General features: G+C 64.4%; 4 protein-coding genes and 2 pseudogenes. 3 read left to right on the top strand and 3 right to left on the bottom strand.

Annotated features, from left to right (window positions below):
* From ENZ75_RS24015 to ENZ75_RS24005, 3 genes and pseudogenes are all read left to right on the top strand, one after another.
* Nucleotides 1-376, top strand: a pseudogene (locus ENZ75_RS24015) (aspartate aminotransferase); the annotation flags it as partial.
* A gap of 162 nt (nt 377-538) precedes the next feature.
* Nucleotides 539-1,777: an MFS transporter gene (locus tag ENZ75_RS24010; RefSeq protein WP_063169513.1), complete on the top strand. Its 1,239-nt coding sequence runs from the start codon at nt 539-541 to the stop codon at nt 1,775-1,777.
* Nucleotides 1,778-1,828: 51 nt separating this feature from the next.
* Nucleotides 1,829-2,137 carry an NIPSNAP family protein gene (locus ENZ75_RS24005; protein WP_063169514.1) on the top strand — a complete coding sequence of 103 codons (309 nt, stop codon included), beginning with the start codon at nt 1,829-1,831 and terminating at the stop codon, nt 2,135-2,137.
* 100 nt (nt 2,138-2,237) lie between these two features.
* Here the strand turns inward: ENZ75_RS24005 and ENZ75_RS23995 are convergent, their stop codons facing one another.
* The 3 genes and pseudogenes from ENZ75_RS23995 to ENZ75_RS23985 form a co-directional block, all read right to left on the bottom strand.
* A complete protein-coding gene (locus ENZ75_RS23995; protein ID WP_024503038.1) occupies nt 2,238-2,951 on the bottom strand; it encodes a glutamine amidotransferase in 714 nt (237 codons plus the stop codon).
* A 15-nt stretch (nt 2,952-2,966) separates the two neighbouring features.
* Nucleotides 2,967-3,446, bottom strand: coding sequence for a TerB family tellurite resistance protein (locus ENZ75_RS23990; RefSeq protein ID WP_013528912.1), 480 nt, complete (start codon nt 3,444-3,446; stop codon nt 2,967-2,969).
* A 36-nt stretch (nt 3,447-3,482) separates the two neighbouring features.
* Nucleotides 3,483-4,008: pseudogene (locus ENZ75_RS23985) on the bottom strand (heme biosynthesis protein HemY); the annotation flags it as partial.

The following is a 4,008-nucleotide window of genomic DNA, read 5'->3' as shown; positions in this document are numbered from 1 at the left end:
GATCGGCATCTGCGGCAGCGTCATCGACGAAGGCATTGCCCGCGGCATGCTCGAGCGCCGGGATGCCTTCCTGGCGACACTGCTGCCCGAAATGGCCAAGCGCCGCGACATCGTCCAGGCCTGGATCGACCGCGAACCGCTGGTCGACTGGATCAGGCCCGAAGGCGGTGTCGTCGGCTTCCCGCGCCTCGATATCGAACCCGGCTTCGACCTCGACCGGTTCTATGCGAACCTGCTGGAGAACCATGGAACCTATGTCGGACCCGGCCACTGGTTCGAGATGGAAAAACGCTTCTTCCGCGTCGGCTTCGGCTGGCCGACGGAAGCCGAATTGCGCGGCGGCCTCGACGCCATCTCCGTCGCGCTGCGGCAGTAACTTCCGCGTGCCGGCGATGGAGCAGGCTGAAAATTCCTTGATCCAGCACTGATTCTGACGCATATCCGCGGCGAACTGAGCTAAAAGTTCCGCCAGCCGGACCAGCGCCCATCGTGGAAGTGCCCCGCCAGCTGACGCCACTGCAATGGGGCCTCTTAAATCATGACCGCCGAACAGATATCACCGGACCAGCGCTATGCCGCGTTCCGCCACCGCTCCTTCCTGAGTTATTGGGCGGCGCGTTTCCTCACCACATTCGCCACCATGATCGTGTCCGTCGCGGTCGGCTGGCAGATGTACGATTTGACCCGCGACCCGCTCGATCTCGGCCTGGTCGGCATCGTCCAGTTCCTGCCGTCGCTGCTTCTGGTGCTGGTCACCGGTGTCGCCGCCGACCGCTTCGGCCGCCGCCTGATCATGGCGCTGGCGGTCGTGGTGGAGGCGATGTGCGCGCTGGCGCTGCTGTTCCTGGCGCTGCGCGGCATCAGCGGGCCGCTGCCGATCTTCTGCGTGCTTGCCATGTTCGGCGTCGCCCGCGCCTTCTTCGGTCCGGCCTCGGCCTCGCTGTTCGCCAATCTGGTGCCGCCTCAGGATTTCGCCAACGCCATCGCCTGGAATTCATCGGCCTGGCAGACGGCGACCATCGTCGGACCCGTCGCCGGCGGCCTGCTCTACGGCGTGTCGCCGGAAGCGGCCTACGGAACCGCCGCTGTCCTGATGCTTGTGTCCGGGCTGCTGATCTTCACCATCCCGAAGCCGTCGCAGCGCACCGAGTCGGACAAGCCGACGATGCAGCACCTGCTCGGCGGGTTCAGCTATATCTGGAGCGAGAAGATCGTGCTCGGCGCCATCTCGCTCGATCTGTTCGCCGTGCTCCTGTCCGGCGCCTCGGCGCTGCTGCCGGTCTATGCGCGCGACATCCTCCAGCTCGGCCCGTGGGGCCTCGGCCTGCTGCGCTCGGCGCCCAGCATCGGCGCCATTTGCGTCGCCATCTGGCTGGCCGGGCATCCACTTCGCAACCACGCGGGCATGATCATGCTGGCCGCTGCAGCCTCGTTCGGCGCCTTCACCGTGGTTTTCGGCCTGTCGACCATCACCTGGCTGTCGATCGTGGCATTGGTCTTCCTTGGCGCCACCGATATGTTCAGCGTCTACATCAGGGAGACGCTGATCCAGCTGTGGACGCCCGACGAGGTGCGCGGCCGCGTCAACGCCGTCAACCAGGTCTTTGTCGGCGCCTCCAACGAGGTCGGCGAATTCCGGGCCGGCACGATGGCCGCGCTGATCGGCACGGTGCCGGCCGTGGTGATCGGCGGCATCGGCGCCATCGCCGTCGCGGGCCTGTGGGTGGTGCTGTTCCCGCAACTGCGCAAGGTGCGCCACCTCAACGGGCGCAACTGATCTTCCCACGGTTGACAGCCGACATGCCTAGCCCATGCCACAGGAGCTCTCATGATCACTTGCTACCTGAAATACGTCATCGACCCCTACAAGCTTGCCGAGTTCGAAGATTATGGTCGTCGCTGGATAGCTCTGGTCAACCGCCTCGGCGGAAACCATCACGGCTATTTCCTTCCAAGCGAAGGGGCGAGCAACATCGCCTATGCCATGTTCAGCTTTCCGAGTCTTGCCGACTACGAGGACTATCGCAAACGGATGGCTGCCGACCCGGAATGCCAGGACGTGTTCGAAATGGAAAAGCGCAATCGCAGCATTCTCAGCTATGAGCGCAGCTTCCTGCGGCCGGTGCTCGAACCTTAATGCATGTCGCCCAAAAGTGGCCCCGGTTTTGGGAGAACGACATGCATGAAGACAAAGACCTAAAGCGGGTCGCCTGAAATCCGTTCAGACGACGGTTTAGCTATCTGCTCGACTTGCCGAAGATCATCCGCAAAAACTCGTCCAGCCAGCGCTTGAGATGCATGTCCCAGATCAGCCGGCCGCCGAGATGATCGCGGCCGGGCTGGGCACCGGGCAATTCGAAGCGATGCGCGCCGCGCACCACCCAGCGCTGCATCATCACCCTGGTCAGTTCGCCATGGAACTGGATGCCCCAGGCATTGTCGCCGTAGCGGAAGGCCTGGTTGGGATAGGTTTCGGCCGTCGCCAGCAGCGTCGCGTCCCTGGGCAGCGAAAAACCCTCGCGGTGGAACTGGTAGACCATCTCCGGCCAGTGCATCAGTTGCTTGCCGGCTTCGGTCGCCTTCAGGGGATACCAGCCAACCTCGACCAGCCCTTCACCATGACCCTCGACCTTGCCGCCGAGACAGTTGACCAGCATCTGCGCACCGAGACAGATGCCGAGACATGGCCGGTTCTCCCTCAGCGGTATTTCCAGCCAGTTGGTCTCGCGGCGGACGAACTCGTCGTCGTCATTGGCGCTCATCGGGCCGCCGAACACCACCGTGCCGGCGTGGTCGTCCAGTGTTTCGGGCAAGGCGTCGCCAAGCGGCGGCCGGCGGATGTCGAGATCGAAACCCTCTTCCAGCAACATGTGGCCGACACGTCCCGGGCTCGAACTCTCCTGATGCAGCACGATCAGGATCTTTGGCTTCGAACTCGTCTGGCGTGGCATGGGAAGGCGAAGATCCTATTCGTCGCTCGATGTTCCGGTGGCGCCGGGCGCGTGCGCCGCCGCCTTGCGGCGCGCCTCGACGCGGTCGTGGCGTTCGACGCCGATCAGCTCGGCGACGCGCCAGACGGTGTTGTCCTCGAGCTCGTGCAACTCGCCGTCGGCATAGACGATTTCCCACATCAGGCCGATGAAAGCCTTGCGCGCATCGGCATCGAGATGGCGCTTCAAGACGCTGGTGAAGGCGTAGAGATCGATCGCCTCATTGTCGGCCCGCTCGCCGGCAGCGGCCAACGCTTCGAGTTCCGCGCCACTGATCGAATAGCTCTCGGCCAGCACCGCCTTGAACCGCTCCCACTCGACATCCTGGCGCACGCCATCGGCGTTCATCACATGGTAGAGCAGCGCCGAGGCGGCGACACGCGGATCGTCCGTGCTGGCATGCGTGCCGGCACCGGCCGGCAAATCCCTGAGAAACGACAGAACGCGTTCAAACATAGATCCATACCCCAACGGCCTGACGGCCTGCCCAACTCAAAACAACCGAAACCGGCGCGGCGATTTCTCCGCTTCCTCGTCCGGATCGACGCCGGGATCGTCCGGCAGCCGCGCAAGCTCCTCGGCCGGCTCGACGCCTTCGGCATCGCTCGGCACCGCGGCGAAGGCCGCTGCCGTGATCGGTCTGACATGATCTTCTTCGCGACTTTCAGCTTGCTTGCCCGCCGACGTCTCGCCACCGGCGTCGTCGATCACTTCGATCGGCCTTTTTTCGCTCGTCGGCTTTGCCAATGCTTCAATAACCGGTGCCGCACCCGCTGGCGCGTCATCATGGCTGTCGATCAACTGGCCAAGACGCTCCATCGGCGCGCGCCACTCGAAGGCGTCGAGCCGGCCGGTGATCGGCGATACCGGAGCCCAGCGTTCCGATACCACGCCGTCTGCGACCCAGGCCGGATCGCGCGGCGCCCGCAGCGCCCTGGACAGCAGCTGCCGAACTTTGCCCTGATCGCCGGTCTCGGCCTCCTCGATGTCGGCGAGCAGCAGATAGGCGCCCTCGCGA

The organism is Mesorhizobium sp. M7A.F.Ca.CA.002.04.1.1 (assembly GCF_004022805.1).
Taxonomy (GTDB): domain Bacteria; phylum Pseudomonadota; class Alphaproteobacteria; order Rhizobiales; family Rhizobiaceae; genus Mesorhizobium; species Mesorhizobium ciceri.
The sequence above is the reverse complement of the archived record's forward strand: the minus strand, read 5'-3'. Positions and strand labels throughout refer to the sequence as shown.